Source organism: Pseudomonadales bacterium (genome assembly GCA_013215025.1).
GTDB lineage: Bacteria > Pseudomonadota > Gammaproteobacteria > Pseudomonadales > DT-91 > DT-91.
This window is the reverse complement of the sequence record JABSRR010000224.1, coordinates 1-3,450: the sequence shown is the minus strand read 5'-3', so window position 1 is coordinate 3,450 and position 3,450 is coordinate 1. Positions and strand designations below refer to the sequence as shown.

The window sequence follows — 3,450 nt, the reverse complement described above, 5'->3', positions numbered from 1 at the left end:
GGCTACTGGGCAACAGGTGTCGTTCGAAATTGCCGCCAGAAGGCCAGGTGATGTTGCTAGCTGCTATGCCAACCCAACACTTGCAGAAGAGTTTTTAGATTGGCGTGCAGGCTTAGGGCTTGATGATATGATGCGCGATACTTGGCGCTGGCAATCAGCTAATCCTCACGGTTATTCGGACAAGACTTAGCATAAAAATAATGTATGCATCATGTGCTTCTCAGCTAAGCTGCTAATCGTTTAGCTTGGATATAATTAGCCAAGCATGTATTTGCCAAAATGACACCGCAATGCATAGCCTTCTTGCGCTTTGCATTTTTAATCCTCGCATCTCACATCTCGCATCTCGCATCTCGCGGTTTATATGTCAGCCCACGGATTGTATTAATCGACCCCTGCTAAAACTTATAGTCTATGCTATGAGAAAAGACTGAGGGCAGACTATGTACCAAGTTGCACTAATTGCCATCGACTTATCGGAAAATTCAACGCAAGTGCTGCAAAAAGCCAAAGCGATGATTCAGCAGACTCAATGTGATTATCAAGTGGTTTGCTGTTACGAGCCGCTGATTGCTTATCTCACCGAGATGAGCTTGCCGATTACCAGTTTTGATGATGCAGAGATGATAGCAACATTAAAGCAGCGCTTAGCGGAGACTGTTGCAGCAGCAGGTTTGGACAGTGCAAAAGCTTGTTTGATTGAGAGTGTGGTGGGTGCAGGGATATGTCAGCATGCAAAAACAATTCAGGCCGAGGTGGTTATTATCGGTAGCCATGGCCGCAGCGGTTTGGGTGTATTAATTGGCTCAACGACTAACTATGTTTTGCATCATACTGACGCTGATGTGTTGGCAGTCAGGCTTAGCTAAAACTATCCATGGCAAAGCCTTTGGCTAGCAAAGCTCATTTTAGCTAATGCTTATTTAGGTTTCGGTGACGTTATGCACAAAGCTATCGTATCGGCGCTTGATGCCGCGAACATAGTCAACCGGTTCATGACCTCGTACATAGCCATGACGTGCCTTACTGGCATATTTGCGCTGCGACAGTAATAACATGGCTTTCTCTACATGGCCAAACCAGCGCTGAGGGTCATAGCCTTTTTGTTCTGCAAGGTATATTGCATCTTTCACATGCCCATAACCCGCATTGTATGCCGCAAGTGTAAACCAAATCGCCTCCTCGTCTGTTGGTTGCATATATTTGACGCGCTCTCGCACCCAGTCCATATACATCACGCCTGCTTTAATATTAGATTCAGGGTCTTGCAGGTCCTGAATGCCTAATTGCTTTGCGGTGCGGGGCATTAATTGAAATAGCCCCGTTGCACCAGCATTTGATTTGGCATGTGAAATAAACTTACTCTCTTGATGCATTTGCGCAATCAATAGTCGCCAGTCAAAATCGTACTGTTGCGCATATTTTTTCACGGTGGCATCAAAAGGTGATAACTCACCCGATGTTTGCAATGTATTGTAGTCTTGTTGATGTTTAGCGATACGTGATTGATTTTTGAAATATTGATTATATTTGACGTTGTAGAATAAGCCGCGATAGTGTTTTTTGATAAACGCATTCACCTGCTGCAATAGCTCTGTTTCATCACGCTTAACGGCCCAGCTCTGGCCTTTTGCCTGCCCTAAACTCAGTTGTGCTTGAATATCATCGCGGTGCATCATTTCTAAAGCGGCAATATGCTGATCAGCAATGGTAAGATCAAACTGATCATTGGCGACCGCTTGAATGATCGCCTCGGTTTCTAAGGTTTCATCAACAGCTAACATTCGTATGCCAGGTTCTGACTGCTGCAATGCTATCGCAGTTTGCCAGTAGGCACTGTTCATTCGCAAGGCAATGGATCTACCTTGCAAATCATCTACGCTGTCAATCACGCTATCAGGTTTACGAGAAATGATCAGCTCTTGCGCATAATGATAGGGTTCGGAGAAAGCAATGCCGAGATCCTCTCGCGCCTTGCTAGGCGTGAGGTAGTCAAGCGCAATGTCAGCATCACCGTTGAGCACGAGCTGGAATAAGTCATCGCTGCTCTTGGCCACAATAATCTCAAGGCGTAGTTTATGATCTTTGGCGAATTTTTTGGCCAATTCATAATTAAAGCCCAGTAACTCGCCGCGCCAAATGTAGTAGGAAGCAAAATTATTTCGCATCGCAATGCGCACGGTTTTCTCTTGCTGAATACGTTGCCAGAGGTGTTGATAATTTTTGACATCGTGAATAGTGAGGCGTTCGCGGCGTAAAAATTGATTGAGTTGCTTTAACAAGGTCTCGCGTTCTGGTGCAACCGCCCAAGCCAGTTTTCGTTTGCCGCTGGCCTGCAGGGTACGTTGAATATCATCACGGTATTGCAGGCTAGCATTTAGGGTGTTTTTATCTTCGATAACGGCATCAAAGTCACCTTTTACTAATTGATCGTAAATCGTTTCATGGCTGGTGGTGGCTGCAATGCTGATGATCTCAAGACCTGGATAGGCTTGCTGTAAACCTTTCGCCGTTTCTTCGTAGGCAGTGCCGGCTAATACGCCCAAACGCTTGCCGTCAAGCTGGCTGCCATAGTTGATCGGTTTGGCGGCAGCGCTTTGTGCTAAAAACTCAACCGTTTCTTCAAACGGTACAGTGAAATTCACCAACGCTTTGCGCGCTTCCGTAATGGTCATATTGGCGGCGATTAAATCGCCTTTGCCTGCGAGCAAGGCGGGAATCAGTGCGTCGAAGTCTTCAATCACAACCTCCTCTAGCTCATAGCCTGCGGCATCGGCAAACATTTGCACATACTCTAGCTCGATATCTAGGGGCGAGCCGTTTCTAGGCAAATAGGTTTCATAGCCTGACCAAGTCAACACTTTTAGCGGGGCTTTTGTAAGCGTTGATGATGAGGCAGGATCATCAGTTTTGCTGCAGCTCATCAGCACCAGCATAGAAAAGCATACGATGAGCCAGCTTGACCTACGTTGATAGATTGGGTGAAAACGGCTGAATAGACGCAAAACTGCCTCACACACGTGTATTACTCCTTGATTTATTTGCTTAAACTGCAGGCGCTAGCTGTTCGATGCTTAATTGTCTCAACGACATAAGAGAAATAAACGAACAAGTATTCTCAAGCAGCTTATATCTTTGCTTGCTAAGCGCTTTAGCTTAAGTATCATCCCAGCTAAATAAAATTAGCTTACAAATATTTTTTTAGCGCAGCAAGGAAATCTCAATGCAAACTTATCAGCAAACGCATCTCACATATAAACAGGCAAAAGCCATGCTTGAGCTTACTTTACAATTTGCTGAGCAGGATCAGCTCAGTGTCGCAGCATGTGTGGTTGACCGAAATGGACGTGTTGTAGCGAAAATGGTGATGGACGGTACCAGTCTGATTGCTGATAGCTTGGTCGAACAAAAAGCCAATACCGCCTTATTGGGTTTAAGTTCTGAAGATTT

At 45.4% G+C, this 3,450-nt stretch carries 4 protein-coding genes; 3 read left to right on the top strand and 1 reads right to left on the bottom strand.

The genetic code is table 11. The features are described from left to right. The first annotated feature begins 16 nt into the window (after positions 1-16). Positions 17-190 (top strand): hypothetical protein, encoded by a 174-nt coding sequence (locus HRU21_12130; GenBank protein NRA43038.1) that lies wholly within the window; start codon positions 17-19, stop codon positions 188-190. A 253-nt stretch (positions 191-443) separates the two neighbouring features. Next, on the top strand, positions 444-869 hold the full coding sequence (locus HRU21_12125) for a universal stress protein (protein NRA43037.1): 426 nt from the start codon (positions 444-446) through the stop codon (positions 867-869). 54 nt (positions 870-923) lie between these two features. Here HRU21_12125 and HRU21_12120 read toward each other — a convergent pair whose 3' ends face one another. Beyond that, positions 924-2,924 carry a transporter substrate-binding domain-containing protein gene (locus HRU21_12120; GenBank protein NRA43036.1) on the bottom strand — a complete coding sequence of 667 codons (2,001 nt, stop codon included), beginning with the start codon at positions 2,922-2,924 and terminating at the stop codon, positions 924-926. Between the two features lie 299 nt (positions 2,925-3,223). Between HRU21_12120 and HRU21_12115 the strand changes: the two genes are divergently transcribed. After that, positions 3,224-3,450, top strand: a 227-nt coding sequence (locus HRU21_12115; protein ID NRA43035.1) for a heme-binding protein, incomplete at its 3' end; no start/stop codon positions are given.